Here is a 23,489-nt window from a genome sequence, read left to right on the forward strand (position 1 = left end):
TCAGCCGTCGACCCTGACCTGTTCGCCCTCTGTGGTCGTTATCTTGAGGTCACGGCGCAGGGCGGCGATGGCCTCCTCCGGGTCGGTCTCGGCGTCGAAGACCCGGTCGAAGCCCATCTCGCGGAACTGCTCGCGCGTGCTCTCGAAGTCGTCCTGCCCCACGGCGAGGTTCCCGCCGACGTAGGTGGGCACGTCGATGCCGGCCTCCGCGAGCCGGTCGTGGAACCCCTCGCAGTCCTGCCGGGCGTGCCCGTACAGGGAGGATACCAGTACCGCCTCGGCGTCGCGGGATTTGGCGGCGCTGACGAAGTCGGCCTGTGAGGTCTGGACGCCGAGGTTGACGACGTCGAAGCCTGCGGCCGACAGCGCCTGCTCGAGAATCGTGATACCGACGACGTGTGCGTCGGAGCCTATCACGCCGAGGATGACGGTACGGGGCATGTGCTTCTGTGGTGGTCCGGCCGCGACTATAAACTTAATGGTCTTTCATGATAATACGTCCTAAAGGAATTTATAATGATTTATCACCAAGATTTATGACATCGCCGTCTCTCGGTCTCCTCATGAGTGCGCTTGCCGACCTGCGGGTGCTCGACCTCACACAGGTGCTGGCCGGGCCGTACTGTACGATGTTGCTCGCGGACATGGGCGCGGACGTGGTAAAAGTCGAGCGCCCCGGCGGCGACCTCATCCGGTCGAACCCGCCGTACGTCGACGACGCCGAGTCGGAGGCCTACGGCGGCTACTTTCAGAGTGTGAACCGCGGCAAGCGCTCGCTGGAGCTCGACCTCCGGACTGATAGCGACCGCGAGGCGTTCCTCTCGCTGGTCGAACGGGCCGACGTCGTCGTCGAGAACTTCAAGGCCGGCACGATGGAGGGGTTCGACCTGGGCTACGAGACGCTTCGAGAGCGAAACCCACAGCTCGTCTACTCCTCCATCCGGGGCTTTGGGGACCCGCGCACGGGCGAAACCGAACGCCAGGGCCAGCCCTCCTTCGACCTTATCGCGCAGGCGCTGGGTGGGGTCATGGAGATAACCGGCCAGGAAGACGGGCCGCCGACCAAAGTGGGCCCGGGCGTCGGCGATATCTTCACCGCGGCGCTCAACGCCGTCGGGATTCTGGCCGCGGTCCACCACCGCGAGCGCACCGGTGCGGGCCAGTACGTCGACACCGCGATGTACGACTGCATGGTCTCGCTGGCCGAACGCGCCGTCTACCAGTACGCCTGTGACGGGGTCTCGCCCACGCGACAGGGCAACTCCCACCCCACACTCTTTCCCTACGACGCCTTCGAGGCCGGCGACGGCTACGTCGTGATTGCGGCATTCTCGGACGGCCACTGGGCGACCCTGTGTGAGGCGATGGACCGGCCCGACCTGGCGGCCGACTATCCGGACGCCGCCAGCCGGCTGGCCAATCGGCAGTCACTCCGGTCAGAGATTGCGGACTGGACCCGTGAGCACGACGCCGAGACGATTCTGGACCTGCTGGACGGCCGGGTGCCCGCCGCACCGGTCCAGACCACCGCCGACATCTTCGCGGACCCCCACGTCCGGGACCGCGAGATGCTCACCGACGTGACCCAGCCCGGCGCCGACGAGCCGATGACGATTGCGGGGAGTCCAATCAAGATGACCGAGACGATGCCCGAACCGCGTGGTCGGGCGCCCCTGCTGGACGAGCATCGCGAGGAACTGCTGGGTGAGGAGAACGCAGAGAGCGGCCGCGAGGTCGCCGAGAGCGACGATTAGTCTCGCCAGGATGGCCCGTCAGTAGCTCTCGACGTCGAGATTGGGAACACGGTCGAAATGAGCCGCGTTCCGAGTGAGCACAGGCTCGTTCTCCTGGATTGCCGTCGCGGCGATGATGCAGTCCTCTCTGTCGATACGCTCGCCCGCAGTGATGAGGCTCGCACTCAACTCGCCGGCATGTTTCATGATACCGTGGTCAGCGGGAATCACGTGTTTGGACTCGAGAACGCCCAGAACCTGCCGCTTTTCCTCGGCCGGTTTCTCCGAGCGGCCGATTCCCTCGTACAGTTCGAGTGACGTGATGGCAGCGACCTTTTCGGGTCGATTCTCGCGCTCGATGAGTTCCAGAACGTCGGTTGCATCCTCGTCGCCGTTGAAGATATCGATGAGAAAGCTGGTATCCTGAATCATTCCAGTGCGTCGTCGAAACGGGCCCGGCGCTCCCGACTGCGTTCGCGACCGTCTTCGACCGCCGCTTCGAGCCCGTCGACCTCGCCGGCCCAGACGCCGCTGACTTCCTGCCAGGACCGCTCGCCGGCCAGCCGTTTGACGACGGCACTGAAGCTCTCGCCCTCGCGCTTGTGCGCCCGCAAGCGCTCGTAGGCCTCCTCGTCTAGCGATATTGTTTTCGTGCCCATAGTACACAGTACCCTGTGTACATTTATATAGGTTCGTGCCAGTCTGCCCACTGCTCGACAGGCATTTCGACGAGCGAGGGCGGACTGACCGCCCTCAGGTGATTAAAATGATATTTCCGTCTCGTCCCGTCGGTTGGTCAGCTCGTCGATCGGATTGCCACCGCGGTCGTCGTAGAACTTGCGTCCGATGTAGTCGTCGTTGACGTTCCCGAGGACGGTCGCGAACAGTTCCTCGGCCGAGTCGTACGACTCCTGCCCGACGGCGTCGATGATGTTCGAGATAGTCTCCGTCTCGTCCGCGTCGGGGGCCTCGAGTTCGGCCGACCCGACCTGGCTGAGGACAGCGTCGTGGGACACCGAGTACGAGAGTTCGTCTTCGAGAAACGCCTGTAACTCGTCTATCTTCATAGCGAAGGGTGGTTCTCTAGCTACATAAACATATAGCTGAAATGACTATTCCTGGCCGGCCAGCTGAAACGAGCCGCCGAGACCCGTGATTTTACCCCACAGTTGGGCCTTTCACTCAGTATGTACTCCTCGCTCTCGTCGTCGATACCTGTGGGACAGCTCGCCGGGTTGGTCGACCCATCGCAGGGAACGATTACGGTTCTGGGAACGCTGGCAGTTGTGGTCCTCATCCTGTTTTCGGCCTTTTTCGCCTCCGCCGAAATCGCCATATTCTCGCTTGCGGACCACCGCATCGCCTCACTCGTCGAAGACGGGACGCCCGGCGCCACGACCCTCTCCCTGCTGAAAGAGGACCCGCGCCGGCTGCTCGTGACGATACTGGTCGGGAACAACATCGCCAACATCGGGATGTCGGCCATCACGACGGGGCTGCTGGGTTTCTACTTCACCCCGGGCGAGTCCGTCCTCGTCGCCACGTTCGGCGTCACGTCGCTGGTGTTGCTGTTTGGCGAGACTGCGCCGAAATCCTACGCCGTCGAACACAGCGAACCGTGGGCGCTCCGTATCGCCCGGCCGCTCCGGCTCGTCCAGCGGGGGCTGTATCCGCTCGTGGCGGTGTTCGACACGCTCACCAGCCTGGTCAACAGGCTCACCGGGAGCGAGGGGGACTTAGAGAGCGCGTACGTCACGAGAGCGGAGGTCCGGGAGGTCATCGAGGCCGGCCAGCGCGCGGGCGTGTTCACCGAGTCGGAACACCAGATGCTCCAGCGGCTGCTCCGATTCCGGAACCGCATCGTCAAGGAGACCATGGTCCCCCGACTCGACGTGGTCGGCGTCGAGGCCGACGCGGACCTCGAGACGGCGATAGAGACCTGTCTCGACAGCGGGTTCACCCAGCTCCCGGTGTACGAAGCAGTGCTGGACAACGTCGTCGGCGTGGTCCACATCCGCGACCTGCTCGAAGCACAGCACCGGGGCGACTCCCTCGACTCCGTCACGCGCGAGCCGGTCGTCGTCCCGGAGACGAAAGAGGTCGACGACCTGCTGACGGAGCTGCGCGCGGAGCGACGGCGGATGGCGATCGTGGTCGACGAGTTCGGCACGACGTCGGGGGTCGTGACCATCGAGGACATCGTCGAGGAGATAATCGGCGAGGTGCTCACCGCGACGGAGGCCCCGCCGATTCGATGGCTCGACGACCACACTGCACTCGTTCGCGGTGAGCTCAACGTCCACGAGGCCAACGAGGCGCTGGGGACCGAGTTCCCGGAGGGCGAGGAGTTCGAGTCCGTCGCCGGCTTCCTGATGAGCCGGACCGGACGCCTCGTCGACGAGGGCGAGACCGTGGCCCACGACGGGGTCAGCCTCACCGTCGAGACGGCCGAGAACAACCGCGTCCTGGAGGTCCGGGTGGCGCTACCCGAGGCCGTGGAGTCACCAGAGGAGTAATTCAGGGCGCCGTCCACTCGTACCGATAGACGACGTTCAGCACGCTGTCGGGCAACAGCACGGTCACCCCGTCGTCGTCTGGGACGGCCGAGACCATCGCCGGGAACCAGAGGTCGCCGCCGGCGGTCTGCCCGCCGAAGGTGCCAAACGAATCCACTGGTTGGTCGGGAATCCCGCCCTCTGGTAGCGTCTCGAATACTTTGATGGCGCGGTTCACGAGGTCCACCACGAACAGGTAGCCGTCGGCCAGTGCCAGACTCGTGGGGAGGAGGAATCGCCCGCTGTCGTCGCCGTAGCCCGCGGCCCCCACGATCTGCCAGCCGTCGCCGGCGTCGTACTGGAGGCGGTCATTGCTGCGGTCGGCGACGTAGGTGGCCTCGGGGCCGACCGCCACGTCGGAGGGGAGCCAGAACTCGCCGGCGTCGTGGCCGAAGCTGCCCCGAGTAGCGTGGTCCGCGACGGCCTCGGTTCGGCGGTCGAAGACCCACGAGGCGATTCGGCCGTTGAGCGAGTCCGCGACGTGGAGTCGGCAGCGGTCGCTATCGAGCGGTTCGACGGCCATCCCGCGGGGCAGGCGGACGTCACCGCCGAAGTAGCCCCAGCCGCCGAAGCTCGTGACGTGTTCCGGGTCGCGCCCATCCAGCCGGTAGCAGTGGAGCTGGCGGTCGTCGTCGAACGCGTCGGCGTCGGCGGTGTAGTCGGCGGCGAAGAGATACGTCTCCTCGCCGGGGTGCCACGTCGAAAGCGTCGCCGGGAACCGATTCGCCGTGAGGTCGGCCGGCGAGACCGGCGCTTCCAGCCCCGGGCCGGTGTGCTGGGCCCGCTCGTTGCCGCCGTCGCCGACCCACAGAATCGGGTCACCTGCTCGCTGAACCGCCGATCCCGAGGCGTAGTCAAACTGCCCCGGCTCGCGCCGACAGCCGTCGACCGTCGCCAGCTGTGTCTTTCGCTCGGCGACAAAGCGGAGCCGATAGGCCGAGACGGCGTGGTCGAGTGCCTCCGTGACCAGCACCCGCCCGCGGGTTGCACCGGTCGGGTCGGCGTCCGGGGCGGGCTCGTACCCGGTGACGGCCATCGGGGCACCGAACCGACGGTGTTCGACATCGGGCGCGATGACCGACGGCACTTCCCCGCGCCGGTCGCCGTCCAGCGAGTACGCATAGAGGTGGCCCCCGCCGATGTCCGGAACGACGATTCGGTCCTCGTCGGGCAGATAACTCACGGCCCTGGGGATGGCGAACTGGTCGTCCAGAACTGGGGTCCCAGTGGCCGCGAACGGGACCCCGCGACCCTCGCGGTCACAGCGGACCACGTTCGCGTAGTAGGGCGGCCGACCGTGGTCGCTCGCTTGCTGGCCGTAACCGGTGTTGGCGACGAGGAGGTTCCCGTCGGGGTCCGTGTTCAGTCCCTGTGGCCAGTAGAGCCCGATTGGGTCGTCGTACTCCCGGGAGACGGCGCGGAAGGCGCCGGTCTGGCGGCCCTCACCGTCGAAGACGACGATGCGGCTCCGGGTGTCGTCGGGGTCCTCGTGGTAGAACTCGTCGGCGACGAAGACGGTCAGTCCGTCGCCGTCCTCGGCGAGTGCGATGCCGTTGGGGTGAAAGTCGTCTGTCGCGGGCCCGAAGGTCTGCTCGACGCTCACCGGAACGCCACCGTCGTCGGGCTCGCCGTAGGCCAGTTCCTGGACGCGGCCGTTGCCCAGGTCGGTGACGAACAGCCGGGGCTCGCTCGGGTGGTGAGCCAGCCGGAATGGGAGGTCGAACTCCCCGGGTTCGGTCCCGAACGACCCGATCTGGCCGAGCACCCGCTCCAGATTCCGGTCGAAGACGAGCAAGCGGTTGTTGCCGGCGTCGGCGACCCAGACCCGCCCGGTGGGGTCCTGCACGACGCCGACCGGGGTGGAGAGTCCGATGCCTTCGGCCGGCTTCGGGAACGGCGGCGTGCGGTCCGGAGCACCCCGTCCGTAGGTTGCCTGATGTCGGGATGGCATCTTGTCCCAAAATGTAGAACAGTTGTATTAACGGTGCTGGTTACAGGAACGGTACTCGAACCCGGCGGTTCAAATACGGGGACGCCCAACCCCGGCACAATGCGGGAATCGGCTCCAGAGAGCGAGGCGTGGCGCACGTACTTCGGGTTCGAGGAGCCATACGTTAACCAGGCCGACGCCGTCGAACGAGTCATCGAGACCGGGAAGTCCCGCGGCTTTCTCGCGATGGAAGGCCCCTGTGGCACCGGCAAGACCATGGCCGCCCTGACCGCCGGCGCCCACCTCGTCCGGGACACCGACCTCTACGACCGTATCGTCGTCGTCACGCCGGTCAAACAGCAGCTCCAGCAGTTCGTCGACGACCTGCGGACGCTCAACGCCGGCATCGAAGAGCCCTTCGACGGCATCTCGCTGGTCGGCAAGCGGGACCTCTGCCCGTACGGACGCGAGGGGAAGTTCCCCGACGACGCGAGCACCCACGACCGCTGTGAGGACCTGCGGGAAGCCACGGCGAGACTCGTCGAGGACGACGGGCGCGGTGACGGAGCGGCCGTCGCGGACACGGCCATCGCAAACGAGGTCGACGAGGACGAGCAGTGGTGGGACCCACAGCTGGGCAGCAAGCTCGCCGCGGCGGCTCGTCCCGACGCCGTCTCACAGACGACGCTGGGCGAGGACACGCTCGCCACAGCGGGCGCGGCCTCGCCGTACCGGCCGAGCCAGCCCACCGCCCCCGAGTCGATGGCCGAGGGCGACGAACCCCTCTATTGCCCGTTCGAGGCCGACTGGTACGCCCGGAACAAGGGCTCGCCCGTGGATTTTTCGGCAGGTCCGAACAACGTCGTCACCATCGACGACTACCTGCCGGCGGCCGTCGAACGGGGGACCTGCCCCCACCGGGTGATGAGCGTCATGCTGGAGGAAGCCGACGTGGTCGTCGGCAACTACAACCACCTCTTCGACCCGAACTCCCGGCCGCTGCTGTCTGCGATTCTCGACGACAAGACGTTCGTCGTCGTCGACGAGGCCCACCGCCTGGAGGAGCGGGTCCGGGACCTGCTGTCGGACCGGCTGGGCAAGCAGACCATCACCCAGGCGCGCAACGACTGCGACCTGCTGGTCCAGCGCGCCCAGCAGACCGCCGACCACAAGGAACAGGTCCGCGAGGTGCTGTCGGTCCGGGAGGTCCCCCTCGAAGCGGTCGACCGGGCCCGCAAGTTCTACGCCGACCTCGAACGCTGGGTCGACGACCGCGTCGAGTCGTTCCTGGACAGCGAACACGAGGGGTGGCGCGCGGACCCCTCGACGCTCCCCGAACACGACCGCGAAATCCCGCTCAGGGACCCCGACACCGTCGAGCAAGACGAGCTGACCGAGTGGGCCGAGGAGAAGGGGTACGACGGCGGATTGTGGCGCTCGCTCGGCCAGGTCGGCGCCGCCGTCGAGGACGCCATCGACCAGCTCGGGTTGACCCGCCAGCCGGTCTGTGCCGCCGTCGGCGCCATCTGTGGGCACTGGTGGGAGCGAGACCACTCGACGTTCCTGCGCGAAATCGAGCTGGAACACTCGCCCGACGGGCGTCGGGCCACCGACGCCGACTACGAGGCCGTCTACACCCCGGGGCTGCTCTGTTACAACTGTATGCCCGCGCTGGCGCTGCGGGACGTCTTCGACGAACTCGGCGGCGGCGTGGTGATGAGCGCGACGCTCGAACCGCTAGACGTGTTCACCAAGGTGGCCGGGCTCGACGGACTGGCCGAGCAGGCCCTCGACGACGAAGACGACGACTCGCCGAACAGGCCTGTGCGCTCGGTGACCTACGACCTCCCGTTCCCACCGGCAAACCGCGCCTCCTACCTCGTCGACGCCCGCCCGTTCACGGCGCGCAATCGCGGGAACCCCGCGGAGATGAAACCGCTGGGGGAGAACTGGAATCCGACCCGCGACGAGTACGCGCAGGCCTTGCGGGCGCTGGCGCGGTCGCCGGGCAACGTGATGATTGCGATGCCCAACTACCGCGAGGCGAAGTGGGCCGGCGCCTACCTGCAGGAGGCCGTCGAGAAGCCGGTCCTGGTCGATGAGTCCTCCAGCAACGAGGCGACCGACCGGACCAAGCAGTCTTTCTTCGCGGGCGAGGGCAAGGTGCTGGTCACGTCGACCCGGGGCACGCTCACGGAGGGCGTCGACTACGACGGCGCGAAGCTGTCGACCTGTGGCGTCGTCGGCGTCCCGCTCGTCAACATCGGCTCGCCACGAATACGGGCGGTCCAGCGGGCCTACGGCGACACGTTCGGCGATGACAACGCCTTCGAGTACGCCCTGACGGTCCCCGCGGTGCGGCGGGCGCGCCAGGCCATCGGCCGGGTCATCCGCGGGGCCGACGAGGTGGGCGTCCGGGCCTTCGTCGGCCGGCGCTACACCCCCGACGGCCGCCACTCAGTCTACGACTTTCTCCCCGAGGGCGAGCGCGAAGAGTTCACGCGAATGACACCCGACTTTCTCGCCCCCCAGCTGGAGTCGTTCTGGCGAAACCACGGTTAGCGGGCAGTTGGTCGCCTGAACGCGGTTTGTAACTCCCCTCGTTGGCCGTAAACAAAAAGCATATACATCATTATTAGAGTGTTACAAGGGATGCCCGAGTGTCAGAACTGCGGCGAATTCGTAACTGAGCAGTACGTGCGGGTGTTTACACCGGAAGCCTCCGAAGCACATGGACCGAGAGTCTGCCCGAACTGCGAGGACAAACTCCGTGACGGCGCCGAGGTCCGCGAAGCACGTTCTTCGAGACAGTAGCGTTCGCTCGCGCCACCGGGCGCGCGGAGCCTCGCGCGACAGCGATGGGTCACTGTCGCGCCCTTTTCCGGGAACTACTCAAGGCCGGAACCGTAGCCTGGGGTATGAGCAATCTGGACGTCGAGGCAGTCGACGACATCGACGCACCGACCGGCGTCGACGCGCCCGAATACGTGCTGTACGGTGGGAAAGGCGGGGTGGGAAAGACCACGTGTGCCGCAGCCACCGCACTGGCGTCGGCTCGGGACGATACGGCGACGCTGGTCGTCTCGACGGACCCGGCCCACTCGCTGTCTGATACGCTGGAGACCGATATCCCCGCCGAGCCGACACGCATCCGCGAGGACATCCCGCTCTACGCCGCCGAAATCGACCCGGAGGCCGCGATGGGCGAGGGGCCCCTGGGGATGGAAGACGACGCGCTCGGCGGTCTCGGTGGGATGCTCGACGCTGGCGGTCCGATGGGCGGCGACGCCAGCGGTCCGATGGGCGGAGAGAGCGACAATCCCATCGGCGGCGAAGACGGGCTGCTGGGCGGTTCGATGCCCGGCGCGGACGAAGCGGCGGCGATGCGGCTCCTGCTTGACTACACGGACGACGACCGGTTCGACCGCGTGGTCATCGACACGGCGCCGACCGGTCACACCCTCCGACTGCTTGAACTCCCCGAGACGATGGACTCGATGGTCGGGACGATTCTGAAGCTCCGCGAGCGCTTTTCGGGCATGATGGACTCGATGAAGGGGCTGTTCGGGGGCGACGACGACGTCGACACCGAGGCCGGCATCCAGGACTTAGAGGAGCTCTCAGAGCGCATCGAGCGCCTGCGGGCTATCCTGCGAGACCCCACCCGGACCGACTTCCGCATCGTGATGGTGCCCGAGACGCTGTCGGTGATGGAGTCCGAGCGGCTGCTCGCCCAGCTCACCGACTTCGAGATTCCGGTCAGCACTATCGTCGTCAACCGGGTGATGCAAGACCCCAGCGAGGTGCTGGGCCGCGAGGTCGACATCCCCGGCCCGAACGTCGACCACTGCGAGTTCTGTGCCCGCCGCTGGGAGGTCCAGCAGGACGCCATCGCGGCGGCACAGGACCTCTTCCGGGGCCACGAGGTCAAGCGGGTCCCCCTCTTTGCTGACGAGGTCCACGGCGAACGGCTGCTGTCGGTGGTCGCGGCCTGTCTGGACTGACAGTCCCACCCGCCGGTCGCGGCCTGTCTGGACTGACAGTCCCACCCGCCGGTCGCGGCCTGTCTGGACTAGCTCGACAGCTTTCGAATCACACCGAAGGCGGCGTCGCGCCAGCGTCCCGGCAGATGCCGGGCCATGAGCATGAGCTTCGCGCCCTCGCCGACGGCGTAGCGCGGGTCGGGGTCGCTCGCGTTCGCGGCGTCCCGAATCGTCAGCGCGACCGCTTCGGGGGTGACCGAGAGGGCGTCCTGCACCCCGGCCAGCCGGGAGTCCTCGCGGGCGGTGTAGAGCCAGTCGTAGGCGCCGGTGTGGTCGTTGCTCTCCTGTTCTTCCTGGGCGCGGTCGTAGAAGTTCGTCTCGACCGGCCCCGGCTCGACGAGCACCACGTCGATATCGTACTCGCCGGCCTCGACGCGGAGCGCGTCGCTCAGCCCCTCCAGTGCGAACTTCGAGGCCGCGTAGCCGCCCTGGCCCGGCAGAGAGAGCTTGCCCGCGACACTGGAGACGTTGATGATGGCGCCCGACTCCCGGGCGCGCATGTGGGGCATGACTTCCCGAATCAGTCGGTGGGGACCATAGAGGTTCACGTCGAACTGCTTTTCTAAGTCCTCCGTCGAGACGTCCTCGACGGCGCCGAACTGGGCGTAGCCGGCGTTGTTCACCAGACAGTCGATGCGCCCGGCCGCCTCGACCACGTCCTCGACGACGCGCTCGCACTCCCGGGCGTTTGTCACGTCGAGTTCGGCTGTCTCACAGCCGGCCTCGGCGAGGGCCGCGACGTCGTCCTCGTCGCGGGCGGTCGCCCAGACCTGCCAGTCGTCGTCCAGAAACGCCTCGGCTGTCGCGCGGCCGATGCCCGAGGAGGCACCGGTTATCAGCACCGTCTTGGCCATACGAGGGCCGTCTCACCCCGGACAATTAAGATTGCCCCGTTTGCGATTCGCAACAAGCGCCTCAGATATCGGCTTTCACCGAGTCGGCGTACGAATCCGCGAGCCGCGTCGGCTCCGGGAGTTTGTAGCCCGCCGCCGTCGCCAGGACGAGGTCGGCCGCGGTCGCCGCGCTGACCCGGTGGCCCGGGCTGACGATGAGCGGGTTGATGTACTGACTCGACGAGTCGTACTGGCGAGTCTGGACGGCGTAGCCGATAATGGGTTCATCAGTAGCAGTCTCGACTTCGGCGTCGGCCTCGATGGCGACGCGGGCGCCCTCGGGGAGTTTGCGGTCCAGTGACTCGCGGGGGTGCCCACACAGCAGGTTCTTCGCGACACCGATGGTCGGCACGTCCAGAGTGACCCCGATGTGAGTCGCCAGGCCCGCCTCACGGTAGTGGATGCGGCCGCTGCCGTCCACCAAGACGATATCGGGCGCACAGGCAAGCGCCGCGAACGCCGACAGGATGGCGCCGCCCTCACGGAATGAGAGCAGCCCGGGGACATACGGAATCTCGGTCGGTTCGACCGCGTAGACACGCTCGACGACCTCGCGGCCCCGAAGGACGACGACGGCCGATATCGCGCGGTCGCCGACGAAGGCCTGGTCGACGCCGGCGACGAGTGGCCGGTCGGCACCGCCCGTCGCTGCGCCGGCGGCTCCCTCGCCGAGCGTCTGCTGGCCGGCCGGCCCGTCCAGCGAGACGGCTGCGGGGTCGAAGGTGAAGTCGTCCGAGAAGACCGCCACGTCGGCGATGTCACGTTGCAGGGCCTCCATCTCGGCCGTCGAGAGCGAGGCGTCCGGGACGAATTCGGGGCGGACGACGTCCATCAGAACGGACCGCGACCGCCGGGACCGCCCGGGCCACCCGGCCCGCCGGGACCGCCGCGGCGACCGCCGAACTGAATCTGGTTCGGGATGCGCGCCCGGTCCTTGACACGACGGCCGTACCACAGGCCGATGATGAGCCCGACCAGGTGGGCCGTGTGGGCGATGTTCCCGCCGAGCAGCCCCGCGCCCTGTGGCGACAGCGAGCCGGCGATACTGATGATGGCGTAGAAACCGGTGATGGCCCAGATAGGCACCGGCAGCAGGAAGTAGAGATAGACGGTGAGGTCCGGGTTCAGGACGGTGACGAAGCCGAGAATCGCAAGCGCCGCGCCGCTCGCGCCCAGCACGCCGTAGGCGGGCCCGCTCTGAACGAGCTGGAGACCGACCTGGCCGAGCCCGGCGAGCATCCCCGAGCCCAGGAAGAAGATGGTGAACGTCTTCGACCCCATCTGCTGTTCGGCCAGCCGGCCGAAGAAGTAGATGACGACGGCGTTCCCGAGGATGTGGAACAGGCCGCCGTGGGAGAAGATAGAGGTGATCCACGTCCAGACGAAGAAGATGTTGTCCGGGTGGAGGACAAACAGCGCCTGGAAGGCGGCCGGGCCGAAGGTAAACAGCACGACCCGCTGAGCCACAAAGGTAATCGCCATAATCGCGAGGAACACGTAGGTCATGTTCCCGCGGAAGTAGCCCATGACCCCGCCGGGGCCGGTATTGACCCCGAAGCGGTCGGTGACACCGCCGGAGCCGCCCGACGAGCCGCCGTCTACGGAGTCGTCGAAACCGCTATCGAACACCCCCTTCGGGTCGTTCCAGTTGTCCAGCCCCGGGCAGTCGTGGGCTTCGGGCAACCGGTGCTCGGCGCAGTAGGTGCCCCCGCAGTGCCCGCACTGGTAGGGCATGTTCTCTTGCTTGCCACAGACGTCACACTCCGACATTGGCGGTGCTTGGGGTGGGCGGTGCAAAGGGGTTGTGTTTGTGCAGCTTACCGGCACGAACGGGACGGCCACGATACGAGGTCACATACCCCCAGCCGACAGTATAAGACCCCCCGGGGCCAAAGAACGCAGTAGTGCAAGAGTTCGAGCGCAAACAACTGCTGGAGCGCATCGAACGGGAGGGCGCGACCGTCGGTGCCGAGATTCCCGACGAGATCACCGTCCAGGGCGAGCGCATCGACCTGCAGGCGTTCGTCTTCGAGATCAAGCGCCGGGAGACGGTGCCACGCGGCGAGCGCGAGCGGGTCACACAGGCGAAGAAGAACCTCCGCCGGGAGCGGCTCCAGCGCAAGCAGCGACTGGAGGACGGCGACCTGAGCTACGCCGAGGGCGAGGCGCTCGTCGAGGCGATAATCGGTATCGACCGGGCGCTGAACGCCCTCGAACAGCTGGGGCCGGCGAACTTAGAGAACGAGGCGAAGGCACAGGAGACGGCCGACAAGAAACGCTGGATGTCCTTCCTCCGGAAGGCGCTGGGCCACGAGGACGCCGATTCGGGTACCGGTCGGGCCAGCAGGGGGCGGCGATGAGTCGGAACGACGAGGTCGCGAGCCTGCTGGAGGAGTTCGCCGACCTCCTGGACGCCGACGGCGTCGAGTACAAGCCACGGGCCTACCGCCGGGCCGCCGAGAACATCCGCGACCACCCCGGCGATATCGAAGGGCTCGCGGCCGAGGGCGAAGACGCAGTCGGGGAGATAGACGGCGTCGGTGACGCCATCTCCTCGAAGGTCGTCGAGTACTTCCAGACGGGGGAAATCGAGGAACTGGGCGAGCTCCGCGAGGAGCTCCCCGTCGATATGGCCGCCCTGACTGCCGTCGAGGGTGTCGGCCCCAAGACCGTCGGCTCCCTGTACGAGGAACTCGGTATCACGACGCTCGACGAACTCGAAGCCGCGGCCGAGGCCGGCGAGATTCAGGATATCAAGGGGTTCGGCGCGAAGACCGAACAGAACATCCTCGACAACATCGAGTTCGCCCGCGAGGCCCACGCCCGGACGCTGCTTGGCAACGCACATCCCTACGGCGAGCAGGCCAGGCAGTACGTTGCCGACATCGACGCCGTCGAGCGCTGTGCGCTGGGCGGGTCGCTGCGGCGCTGGCGACCCACCATCGGCGACGTGGACGTGCTGGTCGGGAGTTCCGAGGGGGAACGCGTCGTCGACGCCTTCGTCGACTGGGACGAGGTGGAGGGCGTCATCGAGGCCGGCGAGACCAAGACCTCGGTCCGGGCCGGCGGTCTGCGGGTCGATTTGCGGGTCGTGGTGCCCGAGGAGTTCGGCGCCGCCCTGCAGTATTTCACCGGCAGCAAGGACCACAACGTCGCCGTCCGGAACCGCGCCATCGAACGGGACCTGAAAGTCAACGAGTACGGCGTCTTCGACGTATCCGGGGTCGATGACGACGAGGACCACCAGCGCGCCGGCGAGCGCGTCGCGGGCGAGACCGAGGAGGGCGTCTACGAGGCCCTGGACATGGCCTGGGTTCCCCCCGAGATACGTGAGAACCGCGGCGAAGTCGCGGCGGCCGCCGACGGCGACCTGCCGGACCTGCTGGTCGAAGCCGACGTTCGCGGCGATCTCCACACCCACAGCGAGTGGTCCGACGGGGGCAACACCATCGAAGAGATGGTCGCCGGCGCCGCCGCGTTCGGCCACGACTACATCGCGATTACGGACCACGCCACCGGCCCGGGGATGGTCGGCGGCGTCGGGGTCGACGACGAGACCCTGCGCGAGCAGATTGCCGAAGTGGAGTCGGTCGCCGCAGACGCCGACATCGACGTGTTCAGCGGCGTCGAAGCGAACATCGCCGAGGACGGCAGTATCTCGGTGGCCGACGACGTGCTGGCCGAGATGGACGTGGTGGTCGCCTCGCCCCACGCCGCGCTGGACGGCGACGGCACTGACCGGCTCGTCGCCGCTGCCGAGCACCCCGAGGTCGATATCATCGGCCACCCGACGGGGCGGTATCTGAACCGGCGAAGCGGGCTCGACGTCGATGTCGACCGACTGGCGACCGCGGCCGCCGACACCGGCACGGCTCTGGAGGTCAACGCCAGCCCCGCCCGGCTGGACCTGGACGGCTACGCGGTCAAGGCGGCCGTCGAGGCCGGCGCGGCCATCGCCATCGACACCGACGCCCACAGCCCGGGGAGCTTCGAGCAGATAACCTACGGCGTCCACACGGCCCGGCGCGGGTGGGCCGAGGCCGGCGACGTGCTCAACACCCGCTCGGCCGACGCCCTCCGGGAGTTCCTCAATGGCTGACCGCGAGCGCGATCCCCTCGTCCTGGACGCGATGCTGGGAAAGCTGGCGACCTATCTGCGGATGTGTGGGTACGACACCGCCTACGCGCTGGAGCGCAACGCCGAGACCGACGACGCCCTGCTCGCGCTGGTCGAGACCGAGGGCCGGCGGCTGGTGACCCGCGACGAGGGACTCGCCAGGCAGGTACCCGAGGCCATCCTGCTGACCGAGCGCGACGTGCCCGACCAGCTGCGGGAACTCGCCGCCGCGGGCTTTTCCCTGGAGCTTGCTGACGACCCCGTCCACTGTGGCACCTGCAACGCCCCGGTCGAGCGCGTCGACCGCACCGAGCCGACCCCCGAGTACGCGCCAGACCCGTCAGAGACCGATATCTGGCGCTGTCGGGACTGCGGCCAGCACTTCTGGCAGGGGAGCCACTGGGACGACGTGGCCGACACGCTCGCCGACCTGTAACTCGGGGAAAATGTCGTGGATATTTATAGAAAGTTCGAGGCGAAAACCCACGGCTTTAGCCGTCCCCAGAACGCTCCGCGTTCTGGTGGGCTGCACAAGAGCGTCGCTCTTGTGAACGTGGGATGAAGCCGACAACTGGGAACCAAACCACGCGACGGTAGCGGACTGACTCCCCGATATTTAAGAAAAATCAGGCCTACAAATTAGATATGGAGGTGCGGCGCACCGTCCCGGTTGCACTCGACGTGGACAGCGACGCCGCCGCACTTCTGGAAGACACCGTCGAGACGTTTCTGTGGTCGGCGCAGTACGTCGTCGACCACGCTTTCGACGGCGAGTACGTCACTACTAGCAAAACACAACTCGACGACGAAACCTACGATGACGTACGTGAAGCCACGGACGGATTCAACGGTGGGCTCGTCCAGGCCGCTCGGAACAAGGCCGCCGAAGCCTGCAAGAGCGTCGTCGCACGCTGGCAAAACGGAAAGAAAGCATCGAAACCCACCTTCACTAGCCCCCACGTCGTCTACGACCACCGAACTGCGACCTTCTACGACGACCACGTGAGCCTTGCCACCACAGAGGGCCGAATCGAAGCCGAGTACGTCTTACCCGACGAGGAGAGCAACACACCGCACTCCGAGTATTTGTTTTCCGACGAGTACGAGACGACGGGCGCGGAACTGCACTACCGCGACGGCGACTGGATGCTTCACGTCCACTGCAAAATGAATGAAGAGCCCGACACGTCGGCACAGGCAACCACCGAGAACGGAACGGTTCTCGGGGTCGACCTCGGCGTGAACAACCTCGCCGTCGCCTCGACGGGCACGTTCTGGACGGGTGACGAGTTCGACCACTGGCGACGCGAATACGAAAAACGGCGTGGTGACCTCCAGCAGTGCGGAACGCGGTGGGCACACGAGAACATCCAATCCGTCGGTCGGAAAGAGGACGGCCGGTTCACACTGATGCTGCATCGCATCAGTAACGAACTCGTCGCGGAGGCCCGCGAGAGCGGGTGTTCGGTCATCGCCTTCGAGGATTTGACCGACATCCGTGAGCGAACTGGCGCGTCGTGGGGACACAAATGGGCGTTCGACCGGCTGTACGAGTACGTCGAGTACAAAGCCGAAGAATACGGTATTGTGGTCGCACAGGTTCCCCCAGAGAACACGAGTCGGCGGTGCTCGCACTGTGGATTCACCGACTCAGACAACCGGGACGGCGAAACGTTCGAGTGTCTCGACTGTGGCTACGAGAACCACGCAGATTACAACGCCGTCGCCAGAAATCGAAGATTTCTGGCTGCCCGCCAGACGTAGTCTGGCGACCGCGAAAAACATCGGGTTACGGTATCTCCGTCGCACCCAAACTGGCGGCGACGGAGGCGCACCCTTGGGCGTGCGCTTAAACAGCGGGACGTTGAACGTGAACGGAGGCTATTCTCCTGGCTCACCTGAGGCCAGAACGGGAGTCCACGCTGAATCCCACGGCTTTAGCCGTGGGTAGCTCAACCAGGGCTTTGGCTTCGGTGACGCCGACGAAGACGACATCGAGGTCCCCGCCGAGTCTGTCGAGACCATTACCGACACCGAGCTTCGGGTCGCGAAGGACCTCTAGGTCAGTGATTTGCTGTTAGCTGCTGTTCGTCCGCACAGACAGCCACAGCTCTGGGGCAGAACAACCAGAGGGCCCCACTGCACACTTGGCGTCGTCAGCGCTTCGCGCCGACCGCCTGAGGGAACTTTCAGCCGACGGACTGCTCGTGGCGGCGGTAACTGCTCACCGACTTTCATTCGCCAGGATAATATGTGTGACAAAACACATCTGCCGGTATGGGTCTCACGTGGAAAACACTCCACGGAACAAAGGGCCGGATTGTCGGCACGATATTCGGACTAATCACCCTCCTCTTTGGAGTATACGCCATATTAGTTCCGAACGGCGTGTTTCCTTCGCTGGGAGGTGTGCTACTCGCTGTCGTGGGACTGTACGAACTCGGGAAAGTAGCACTCCAGTCGGACTACTCGATCGACATTACGCAAGGATAGGCGTACAGACGGCCCACAATCTCTCCGCCGCTACACAGTCGGTCTGTTTCTCGGCAATGGTTTCAGCACGCCCCAACAGCCATGACAGCGACGGCTGACACTTATCCCCGAAGCGCTTCGACGGGCGGCTCCCAGGCGGCCCTGTAAGCGGGATACAGGCCACCGACGAGCGCGATGAGCACGCCGAAGGCGAATGCGCCAAGCGGGACGAAGACATTGCCAGGCTGGAGGACGGCCCACAGCGGCAGCTCGGTCTGGGTGGCGACGGCGACGACAGTCAGCGTTCCCAGGAGCGCGCCGACGGCCCCGCCCACAACGCCCAGCAGCGTCGCCTCGATGAGCAGGGTGCGAAGCACCTGCTTGCGGTGGATGCCGACGGCGCGAAGCACCCCGATCTCGCCGCGGCGCTCGGCGACGGTCATCAGCATGACGTTGAAGATGCTGACGCCGGCCACGACCAGCGAGACGCCGGCGATAGCCAGCAAGAAGCCGTTCAGCAGGTTGAAAAACTCCGAGATCTGGTCGAGGACGCTGGTCAGCGAGAAGACGCTGACCCGCTGCTGGCGGCTGTTGAGCCGCTCGCGGACCCCGCTTGCGACCGCGCGAGCGTCATCGGGAGAGTCGGCGCGGACGACCACCTGTGAAACGTCGTCGCTGGCGAACTCGCTGGGCGGGAGCACCACCGCGGAGTCGGGCTGGAGCGGCGAGATGCCCTCGACCGGCGGCAGGACCCCCACGACGCGGTACTCGTTACCCTCGACCGTGATGGTGCTGCCCGGCCGGAGGTCCAGGTCCTCGGCGAGTCCCGACCCGACGAGCGCGCCCTGGCGGTGTGAGGCGGGGACGGCATCGCTGCCGTTGCCGAACAGGGCCTGCGGGTTGTCGGTACCGTATATCTGGGCGACCGACTGCCCCCCGGTCCCCCGAACCGTTCCCCCGGTCGACTGCAGCGGGACGACGGTCCCCCGACCGTCGGCGACCCGCTGTACTGCCGCCACCTCGCGGCTGTCGAGCGTCTCGCGCTCGCTCTCCTCGGCCGGGCTGACGATGACCTGATCGCCCAGCCCGCCCAGTTCCTCCTGTGCAGCCACCGACAGCGCGTTGCCCAGCAGGCCGAGCGTCACGACAGCGAAGACGCCGATGACGATACCGAGCGCCGCGAGCGCCGCCCGCAGTCGCTGACGCGAGAGGTTCCGAGTCGCGAGCGAGAGCGCCGGAAAGCGGTCAGACATCCCTTAACACCCCGTCGACGAGCTCGACGGTCCGGTCGGCGTAGTCGGTGACGAGGTCGTCGTGGGTCACGGCGACGACGCCGACGCCGGCCTCGTCGGTGATGCGGCGAATCTCCTCTAAGATATCGGTGCCGGTGTCCCGGTCGAGATTGCCCGTCGGCTCGTCGGCCAGCAACACGTCGGGCTCGTTGACCAGCGCCCGCGCGATGGCGACACGCTGTTTCTGCCCGCCCGAGAGCTCGTCGGGCGTGTGGTCGAGCCGGTCGCCCAGGCCGACGAGTTCCAGCAGCTCTCGGGCCCGGTCGGTGGCGTCGCCTGGGAGGAAAGCCGTCGGGAGCCGGACATTCTCGACGGCAGACAGCGTCGGCAGGAGGTGAAAGTCCTGGAAGACGAATCCGAGCGACTCCCGCCGGGCGTCGGTCCGTTCGGCCTCGGTGAGGCCCGCGGTCGTGTCTCCCCGAAGCTCGACGCTGCCCTCGGTCGGTTCGTCCAGCAGGCCGAGGATGTTCAGCATCGTGGACTTGCCGCTCCCGCTGGGGCCGACGACGGCGACGACCTCGCCGCTCGCGACGGTGAAATCGACGTGAGACAGCGCGGTGACCGCCCCGCCGCCGCCGCTCTCGTAGCGTTTGGTCACGTCGACCAGCGCGAGCGGCGGGGCGGTTTGCTGGAGCGGTTCGAAGCTCATCGGTAGCGGGTGACGTAGACGGTCGCGCCCGCAGCGGCGGCCAGCCCGAGGAGGACGGCGAGTGCCATCCTGGGTGAGACCGGGCCACCGCCCGCGCCGCTCTCGGCCGGCGGCAGCGGGACGGTCGCGTTCCGGGTGACCTGCTCGCCGTCGACGGCGTAGGTCACCTGGATGGGCACCTGGGTCGCGTTTTCCACGTCGGCCTGTGCGGTCAACTCGAAGGGAGCGAAGGAACTGGCGTCGACGGTGCCGACGAAGTAGTCACGCCGCGGGTAGGCCGGCTGGACGCCCTCGGCGGGCTGGACGGCGACGACGGCACTTGTCACCTCGCCGTCGCCGACGTTGGCGAGGTTCCCGTCGACGGTGACCCGGCCGCCCTCGGCGACGCTCACGTCGAGTCCGGTGAGCCTCGCCTCGCCGCGCTGGGCGCGATAGTCGTAGCGCAAAGCGGTCTCGTTGCGTCCCTCGGGTGCCTCGTAGCTCGCGACGAATCGGACGCCGTCAGTCGACTGGACTCGTGAGAGGTCGACAGTGACCGTCGTCTCCCTGCCGGGAGCGAGCGTGTCCGCGAGCGCGAACCGACCGACGGAGCCCAACCGTGTGCCCTCGCTGTCCTCGGCGGTGAGCACGACCTCGTCGACAGGTGTGTTACCGAAGTTCGTCACCGTCACGTCGACGCGGTCCCTGCTCGACTCGCCCTCCGAACCGGACTGAGACTGGAGCGCGTCGGTCCCTCCGCCCCCGCCCAGCAGCCCCGTGAGGTCTCCGGTGGCCTGCTGGGTGTCGTCGTTCTGTGCCTGCTGGGCGCGGATACCCACGTCGGTCTTGAGCGACTCGACGGTTACCGGGGCCGAGGTGACCGACTCGCGTTCGACCCCGTTGGGCGTGGTGTAGGTCGTCCGAACGTCGACCGTCCCGTCACCGGCGTCGGGGACGACGGCAGTGAGATTCACGGTCTCGGACGCCCCGGCAGCGAGCGTCGGTATCGTTCGCCGACTCTCCCCGCCGGCTACGGTCACCTCGACGCTCCGGAGCGGCGCCGTGGTCGGGTTCGAGACGGTCGTCTGCACGGTCGATTCCGCGCCGGCGACGACGCTGTCGGTCTCGACTTCGACCTGTGGGGCCCCGGGCTCGACGCCGACGGTGAGGGGCCGGGTCGCCTCGATTCGGTCCCCGTCGCTGTCGGTTCCGACCGCGACCAGCCTGAGGTCTTGCGAGCCCGACTCGTTGACGGTAAACGTGACCGGGACGTCGAGCGTCTCGCCGGGGGAGAGCCGGCCGAGGTCAGTGGCCGTTCCCAGCACCGCGTCATCCTCGTTCGGGTCGACGACCCGGACTTCCTCGACGGTCATCGACGTGTCGCTCCCGCCCGAGAGCCGGAGCGTCGTCTCGGCGGTGATCGGCGCGCCGACGGTCGGTGTCGCCGGCGTGACTGCGGTGTCGGTCAGCGTGACCCGGGCGTCGGCAGCGGCGGCCGAACCGACCGCCGCCGCCCCGAAGGCGGCGGCAGAGACGACGAGCAACAGCGAGAGAGCGACCGCGCGGAGTACGCGTGGACGAGCGGAGGGTGAGCGCATACCTAGTCGACCGAGGGGCTGAACGCTCAAGTATCTTCGCTGGCCGACTCCAGAACCCTTGTTACAGCGGTGCGACTAGGGGGAAGCGATGACCCTCTCGGAGGAGGCAACGGAGCGGCTCGCCGACATCGTCGCCAATCAGCCGACGAAAAACGGCGAGCTACAGGAACTGTGGGGCATGGACAGCGGGAGCGAGGTCCACCAGTACCTCGAATCGGAGCTCAAGGAGTACTACTACCGCAACGAGAACAGCCTCATCTGCGCCACGCCGGAGGCGACGGCGCTCATCGACGGCGAGGACTCAGAGCGCGTCCAGACGATGACCGTCTCACCGCTGCAGGGGCGTATCATCGAGGTGCTGGCCGGGCCCGACGAGGAGCCCCAGAGCGTCGTCGCGACGCTCCAGGCGGTGCGAGCGGCCGGCGAGGACCCCGAGGTCGACGACGTGCGGTCGGGGCTGCGGAGCCTCGCCGACATGGGCATCGTCGAGACGGTTCAGAAGACGGTGCCGACCTTCCGGCTGGCCGTCGCGCGCGAGGACCTGACGTCGAGGTCCGCGACGAGTAGTTACTCGAGTCCGGGCCGGCGTTCGCGTCGCCGCCGCGCCAGCAGTCGCCTGGTCGCCGCACCGGGTCCGCCCTCGATGGGCCACCCCTTCGACCGCCACGCCGGCGGCTCCGGCTCGAACGAGCCACAGCCGCCCCGACACTCCCACTGGGTCGGCGTCCGTTCTTTGGCCACACAGTACGGCGAGACGCCGGTCTCGTCGGCCCGGAGTTCGAAGTGTCGGCAGTCCGGTCGCATCGTGTCGGCGTAGCTGCGCCACCCCCGTTCGTAGGCGCGCTCGGCGATAGCCCGGCGTTTCTCGGCCTTCCAGTCGGGGTCGACGTACTCGAAACGGGCGGCGCTGTAGTCGTCGCCGGGCCGTTCAGTGATGCGGGTGCCGTACCCATCGGCGTCGAGTGAGCGGGGCTCCCAGACCGTCTCGGCGGTGCCCGTTCCGGTGTCGACAGTCAACACGCCGGCCTCGGACGGGAAGTCCGCGAGCAAGATTGGCTCGACACGCTCGCCCGTGGCCTCGGTCGCGACCCACACCTCGTCGGCCAGTCCCAGGGCCACGTCCCGCTCCAGTTGCCCCGCCAGGTCGCGGGCGGCGCTGGCGGTGAGGTCGGGCTTGTTCTCGATGGCGACAATCCGCCGGAGCCAGTCCGGATACGGCCGCCTGCGGCGAATCTCGATGCGGCGGCCCCGCTTTCGGGTGTCGAGGGCGTCCCGGTCGGCCAGCTCGTGAATCGACTCCCGGACGTAGCGCCACGGGTAGCCGGGGTCGGGGAGGGCGTCGCGATAGAACGTCCACTCGACGGGGGTGTGTTCGAGGACGTGGAGCTGGTCCGAGTCGAAGGCGTCGGGACCGAACGCGCCGCGTGCTTCGAGTCCGTCCGGGTCACACTCTAACACCAGCGTGTCCCAGCGGCGGTACTGCGTGCCCAGCTGGCGGGCGACGACCACCGCCGAGTCGTCACGCGCGGGCGACCACGCGCGCTCGGCCCACTGACAGACGCGCAGTTCGAACGCGAACTCCGAATCGGGCGACACAGGGACGGGTTCGCACCTCGCCGTTGTGAATGTGTCCGTCACCGTCGGCCGACACGACAGGGGTGACTTCCCAATCCGGCCTCGCGGTCCGACACTATCTATTTCACATCACTGACAGCCTGAAATTGGCATGTGTTCGGAGACCGGGGAGGATATCGGACAGCTATCGGGAGCGGGGAAACGGACGGGCGCGTTCATCATCGATTCGGTGGTGAGTTCGGTCGTGCTGGCGGTGCTGCTCGTCATCCCAGTGATACTGCTCGTGACGAACACGGATCCCGCCGTGTGGCTGGCCGGCTACGTGGTTTTCAACGTCGTCGCCCTCGGCTATCGCATCCTCTTCGAGGGGCTGTACGGCTACACCCCGGGAAAGAAACTGGTAGATATCGTCGTGGTGGCCGAGGACGGGAGCGATATCGGGCGGAAGGCGGCCGCCGTACGGAACCCGGTGCTCATCGCCGACAACCTCCAGGTTGCCTCCCTGCTCGGTCTCGGCCTGATACTGTACGACGAGGACGAACAGCGACTCGGTGACATGGCCGCGAACGCGTACGTCGTTCGCACCTGACCGCGCGACCGAGGCCGTAAGACTCGTCTCTCTTGTACGAAATATTTATATTCGGCGACTTAAG

The 23,489-nt window shown here is 67.0% G+C and carries 22 protein-coding genes and 2 pseudogenes; 12 read left to right on the forward strand and 12 right to left on the reverse strand.

The annotated features are described in order from the left end of the window. Positions 1 to 441 (reverse strand): methylaspartate mutase subunit S, encoded by a 441-nt coding sequence (gene glmS / locus P1K32_RS03405; RefSeq protein WP_276251315.1) that lies wholly within the window; start codon positions 439 to 441, stop codon positions 1 to 3. A 122-nt stretch (positions 442 to 563) separates the two neighbouring features. Between glmS and mct the strand changes: the two genes are divergently transcribed. Then, positions 564 to 1,754 carry a succinyl-CoA:mesaconate CoA-transferase gene (mct, locus tag P1K32_RS03410; protein ID WP_276251316.1) on the forward strand — a complete coding sequence of 397 codons (1,191 nt, stop codon included), beginning with the start codon at positions 564 to 566 and terminating at the stop codon, positions 1,752 to 1,754. Positions 1,755 to 1,772: 18 nt separating this feature from the next. Here the strand turns inward: mct and P1K32_RS03415 are convergent, their stop codons facing one another. From P1K32_RS03415 to P1K32_RS03425, 3 genes are all read right to left on the reverse strand, one after another. Continuing rightward, positions 1,773 to 2,165 (reverse strand): type II toxin-antitoxin system VapC family toxin, encoded by a 393-nt coding sequence (locus tag P1K32_RS03415; protein WP_276251317.1) that lies wholly within the window; start codon positions 2,163 to 2,165, stop codon positions 1,773 to 1,775. Beyond that, complete coding sequence (locus tag P1K32_RS03420; RefSeq protein ID WP_276251318.1) at positions 2,162 to 2,392, reverse strand: antitoxin VapB family protein; 231 nt, start codon at positions 2,390 to 2,392, stop codon at positions 2,162 to 2,164. Before P1K32_RS03420 ends, P1K32_RS03415 begins: the two co-directional genes overlap by 4 nt. A gap of 102 nt (positions 2,393 to 2,494) precedes the next feature. Next, a complete protein-coding gene (locus P1K32_RS03425) occupies positions 2,495 to 2,800 on the reverse strand; it encodes a DUF5789 family protein (protein ID WP_276251319.1) in 306 nt (101 codons plus the stop codon). Positions 2,801 to 2,920: 120 nt separating this feature from the next. Here P1K32_RS03425 and P1K32_RS03430 point away from each other — a divergent pair, with 120 nt between their 5' ends. Next, the gene (locus P1K32_RS03430; RefSeq protein ID WP_276251320.1) at positions 2,921 to 4,249 is read left to right on the forward strand and encodes a hemolysin family protein; all 1,329 of its coding nucleotides are present in this window, start codon (positions 2,921 to 2,923) and stop codon (positions 4,247 to 4,249) included. 1 nt (position 4,250) lies between these two features. Here P1K32_RS03430 and P1K32_RS03435 read toward each other — a convergent pair whose 3' ends face one another. Further along, entirely contained in the window at positions 4,251 to 6,239 is a 1,989-nt protein-coding gene (locus P1K32_RS03435) for an NHL repeat-containing protein (RefSeq protein WP_276251321.1), read from the reverse strand. A gap of 99 nt (positions 6,240 to 6,338) precedes the next feature. On the opposite strand from P1K32_RS03435, the gene P1K32_RS03440 reads away from it, so the two are divergent. The 3 genes from P1K32_RS03440 (at position 6,339) to P1K32_RS03445 (ending at position 10,222) form a co-directional block, all read left to right on the forward strand. Further along, positions 6,339 to 8,780 (forward strand): ATP-dependent DNA helicase, encoded by a 2,442-nt coding sequence (locus tag P1K32_RS03440; protein ID WP_276251322.1) that lies wholly within the window; start codon positions 6,339 to 6,341, stop codon positions 8,778 to 8,780. 90 nt (positions 8,781 to 8,870) lie between these two features. Then, the gene (locus P1K32_RS17755; protein WP_262176004.1) at positions 8,871 to 9,032 is read left to right on the forward strand and encodes a DUF7563 family protein; all 162 of its coding nucleotides are present in this window, start codon (positions 8,871 to 8,873) and stop codon (positions 9,030 to 9,032) included. Positions 9,033 to 9,136: 104 nt separating this feature from the next. After that, positions 9,137 to 10,222 carry an ArsA family ATPase gene (locus tag P1K32_RS03445; RefSeq protein ID WP_276251323.1) on the forward strand — a complete coding sequence of 362 codons (1,086 nt, stop codon included), beginning with the start codon at positions 9,137 to 9,139 and terminating at the stop codon, positions 10,220 to 10,222. 68 nt (positions 10,223 to 10,290) lie between these two features. Here the strand turns inward: P1K32_RS03445 and P1K32_RS03450 are convergent, their stop codons facing one another. From P1K32_RS03450 to P1K32_RS03460, 3 genes are all read right to left on the reverse strand, one after another. Then, on the reverse strand, positions 10,291 to 11,115 hold the full coding sequence (locus P1K32_RS03450) for an SDR family oxidoreductase (RefSeq protein ID WP_276251324.1): 825 nt from the start codon (positions 11,113 to 11,115) through the stop codon (positions 10,291 to 10,293). Positions 11,116 to 11,176: 61 nt separating this feature from the next. Further along, positions 11,177 to 11,986 carry an endonuclease V gene (locus P1K32_RS03455; protein ID WP_276251325.1) on the reverse strand — a complete coding sequence of 270 codons (810 nt, stop codon included), beginning with the start codon at positions 11,984 to 11,986 and terminating at the stop codon, positions 11,177 to 11,179. Further along, positions 11,986 to 12,924, reverse strand: a complete 939-nt coding sequence (locus P1K32_RS03460) for a rhomboid family intramembrane serine protease (protein WP_276251326.1) — start codon at positions 12,922 to 12,924, stop codon at positions 11,986 to 11,988. Before P1K32_RS03460 ends, P1K32_RS03455 begins: the two co-directional genes overlap by 1 nt. Before the next feature lie 134 nt (positions 12,925 to 13,058). Here P1K32_RS03460 and P1K32_RS03465 point away from each other — a divergent pair, with 134 nt between their 5' ends. The 5 genes and pseudogenes from P1K32_RS03465 to P1K32_RS03485 all read left to right on the forward strand — a co-directional run bounded on the left by P1K32_RS03465 (position 13,059) and on the right by P1K32_RS03485 (position 17,764). Beyond that, entirely contained in the window at positions 13,059 to 13,514 is a 456-nt protein-coding gene (locus P1K32_RS03465) for a DUF5788 family protein (RefSeq protein WP_276251327.1), read from the forward strand. Further along, positions 13,511 to 15,253, forward strand: coding sequence for a DNA polymerase/3'-5' exonuclease PolX (gene polX / locus P1K32_RS03470; RefSeq protein WP_276251328.1), 1,743 nt, complete (start codon positions 13,511 to 13,513; stop codon positions 15,251 to 15,253). Before P1K32_RS03465 ends, polX begins: the two co-directional genes overlap by 4 nt. Continuing rightward, positions 15,246 to 15,707 (forward strand): Mut7-C RNAse domain-containing protein, encoded by a 462-nt coding sequence (locus P1K32_RS03475; RefSeq protein ID WP_276251329.1) that lies wholly within the window; start codon positions 15,246 to 15,248, stop codon positions 15,705 to 15,707. The genes polX and P1K32_RS03475 overlap by 8 nt, the downstream gene beginning before the upstream one ends. A gap of 209 nt (positions 15,708 to 15,916) precedes the next feature. Next, positions 15,917 to 17,222: pseudogene (locus P1K32_RS03480) on the forward strand (RNA-guided endonuclease InsQ/TnpB family protein). A gap of 326 nt (positions 17,223 to 17,548) precedes the next feature. Continuing rightward, on the forward strand, positions 17,549 to 17,764 hold the full coding sequence (locus tag P1K32_RS03485; RefSeq protein ID WP_276251330.1) for a hypothetical protein: 216 nt from the start codon (positions 17,549 to 17,551) through the stop codon (positions 17,762 to 17,764). Positions 17,765 to 17,865: 101 nt separating this feature from the next. Here the strand turns inward: P1K32_RS03485 and P1K32_RS03490 are convergent, their stop codons facing one another. From P1K32_RS03490 to P1K32_RS03500, 3 genes are read right to left on the reverse strand one after another with little or no spacing between them, the layout of a single operon-like run. After that, positions 17,866 to 18,996, reverse strand: coding sequence for an ABC transporter permease (locus P1K32_RS03490; RefSeq protein ID WP_276251331.1), 1,131 nt, complete (start codon positions 18,994 to 18,996; stop codon positions 17,866 to 17,868). Continuing rightward, positions 18,989 to 19,684, reverse strand: coding sequence for an ABC transporter ATP-binding protein (locus P1K32_RS03495; protein ID WP_276251332.1), 696 nt, complete (start codon positions 19,682 to 19,684; stop codon positions 18,989 to 18,991). Before P1K32_RS03495 ends, P1K32_RS03490 begins: the two co-directional genes overlap by 8 nt. Further along, a complete protein-coding gene (locus P1K32_RS03500) occupies positions 19,681 to 21,261 on the reverse strand; it encodes a CARDB domain-containing protein (protein WP_276251333.1) in 1,581 nt (526 codons plus the stop codon). Before P1K32_RS03500 ends, P1K32_RS03495 begins: the two co-directional genes overlap by 4 nt. Before the next feature lie 88 nt (positions 21,262 to 21,349). Here P1K32_RS03500 and P1K32_RS03505 point away from each other — a divergent pair. Next, a pseudogene (locus P1K32_RS03505) lies at positions 21,350 to 21,805 on the forward strand (DUF5797 family protein); the annotation flags it as partial. 23 nt (positions 21,806 to 21,828) lie between these two features. Here P1K32_RS03505 and P1K32_RS03510 read toward each other — a convergent pair. Then, entirely contained in the window at positions 21,829 to 22,857 is a 1,029-nt protein-coding gene (locus tag P1K32_RS03510) for a DUF5787 family protein (protein WP_276251334.1), read from the reverse strand. A 130-nt stretch (positions 22,858 to 22,987) separates the two neighbouring features. Between P1K32_RS03510 and P1K32_RS03515 the strand changes: the two genes are divergently transcribed. Beyond that, positions 22,988 to 23,425 carry an RDD family protein gene (locus tag P1K32_RS03515; RefSeq protein ID WP_276251335.1) on the forward strand — a complete coding sequence of 146 codons (438 nt, stop codon included), beginning with the start codon at positions 22,988 to 22,990 and terminating at the stop codon, positions 23,423 to 23,425. Positions 23,426 to 23,489: the final 64 nt, after the last annotated feature.

The sequence above is a fragment of the Haloarcula rara genome, assembly GCF_029338235.1.
Taxonomy (GTDB): Archaea; Halobacteriota; Halobacteria; order Halobacteriales; family Haloarculaceae; genus Haloarcula; species Haloarcula rara.

Bases quoted from the DNA above. Each gene is read 5' to 3' on its own strand.
- P1K32_RS03460 (WP_276251326.1), bottom strand. From the start codon at position 12,924: ATGTCGGAGTGTGACGTCTGTGGCAAGCAAGAGAACATGCCCTACCAG.
- P1K32_RS03440 (WP_276251322.1), top strand. From the start codon at position 6,339: ATGCGGGAATCGGCTCCAGAGAGCGAGGCGTGGCGCACGTACTTCGGG.
- P1K32_RS03500 (WP_276251333.1), bottom strand. From the start codon at position 21,261: ATGCGCTCACCCTCCGCTCGTCCACGCGTACTCCGCGCGGTCGCTCTC.
- P1K32_RS03455 (WP_276251325.1), bottom strand. From the start codon at position 11,986: ATGGACGTCGTCCGCCCCGAATTCGTCCCGGACGCCTCGCTCTCGACG.
- P1K32_RS03475 (WP_276251329.1), top strand. From the start codon at position 15,246: ATGGCTGACCGCGAGCGCGATCCCCTCGTCCTGGACGCGATGCTGGGA.
- P1K32_RS03445 (WP_276251323.1), top strand. From the start codon at position 9,137: ATGAGCAATCTGGACGTCGAGGCAGTCGACGACATCGACGCACCGACC.
- P1K32_RS03450 (WP_276251324.1), bottom strand. From the start codon at position 11,115: ATGGCCAAGACGGTGCTGATAACCGGTGCCTCCTCGGGCATCGGCCGC.
- P1K32_RS03515 (WP_276251335.1), top strand. From the start codon at position 22,988: ATGTGTTCGGAGACCGGGGAGGATATCGGACAGCTATCGGGAGCGGGG.
- P1K32_RS03485 (WP_276251330.1), top strand. From the start codon at position 17,549: ATGGGTCTCACGTGGAAAACACTCCACGGAACAAAGGGCCGGATTGTC.
- P1K32_RS03430 (WP_276251320.1), top strand. From the start codon at position 2,921: ATGTACTCCTCGCTCTCGTCGTCGATACCTGTGGGACAGCTCGCCGGG.
- P1K32_RS03435 (WP_276251321.1), bottom strand. From the start codon at position 6,239: ATGCCATCCCGACATCAGGCAACCTACGGACGGGGTGCTCCGGACCGC.
- P1K32_RS03490 (WP_276251331.1), bottom strand. From the start codon at position 18,996: ATGTCTGACCGCTTTCCGGCGCTCTCGCTCGCGACTCGGAACCTCTCG.
- mct (WP_276251316.1), top strand. From the start codon at position 564: ATGAGTGCGCTTGCCGACCTGCGGGTGCTCGACCTCACACAGGTGCTG.
- P1K32_RS03495 (WP_276251332.1), bottom strand. From the start codon at position 19,684: ATGAGCTTCGAACCGCTCCAGCAAACCGCCCCGCCGCTCGCGCTGGTC.
- P1K32_RS17755 (WP_262176004.1), top strand. From the start codon at position 8,871: ATGCCCGAGTGTCAGAACTGCGGCGAATTCGTAACTGAGCAGTACGTG.
- P1K32_RS03425 (WP_276251319.1), bottom strand. From the start codon at position 2,800: ATGAAGATAGACGAGTTACAGGCGTTTCTCGAAGACGAACTCTCGTAC.
- polX (WP_276251328.1), top strand. From the start codon at position 13,511: ATGAGTCGGAACGACGAGGTCGCGAGCCTGCTGGAGGAGTTCGCCGAC.
- glmS (WP_276251315.1), bottom strand. From the start codon at position 441: ATGCCCCGTACCGTCATCCTCGGCGTGATAGGCTCCGACGCACACGTC.
- P1K32_RS03415 (WP_276251317.1), bottom strand. From the start codon at position 2,165: ATGATTCAGGATACCAGCTTTCTCATCGATATCTTCAACGGCGACGAG.
- P1K32_RS03420 (WP_276251318.1), bottom strand. From the start codon at position 2,392: ATGGGCACGAAAACAATATCGCTAGACGAGGAGGCCTACGAGCGCTTG.